Here is a 388-nt window from a genome sequence, read left to right as displayed (position 1 = left end):
CGGTCAAATGTGCCATGGTTTTTCTGACCCCGCTAAATTCATTAAAGCAGCGGTGCATGGTTGTCGTACTGGGTGTTCGTTCAAGCTTGCTTATGTTCCGCCAAAAGGGGCGTGCATGTCGGAGTTGGAAACCTTCAGCGCAATTGCTTGGGCGCTTGGGGATGGACGTAAACCTAAGTTACATGTGGTGATTGAAGAGTTAGCCAGCTGTGCGGAGACCTCTGGAAAGTTGGAAGGAAAAACGGGCGAGCTTTTGCGTGGTGGGCGTCAGTTTGGTCATGTGGTTCACACCATCTTTCAGCGTGGCCAGGAAGTGCCAAAAACCGTAACCAACCAATCTAGCGTTTGGTGGTTGGGCGCGGTGAACTCGGGTGTGGATGCCGATTGG

Annotated in this window: 1 pseudogene; it reads left to right on the top strand. The window is 52.3% G+C overall.

Annotation, left to right across the window (positions count from 1 at the left end):
- Nucleotides 1-388, top strand: a pseudogene (locus tag AACR11_RS29815) (hypothetical protein); the annotation flags it as partial.

It is taken from the genome of Vibrio sp. L85 (genome assembly GCF_963871815.1).
Classification (GTDB): Bacteria; Pseudomonadota; Gammaproteobacteria; order Enterobacterales; family Vibrionaceae; genus Vibrio; species Vibrio harveyi.
This window is presented reverse-complemented; position numbering and strand designations above follow the sequence as displayed.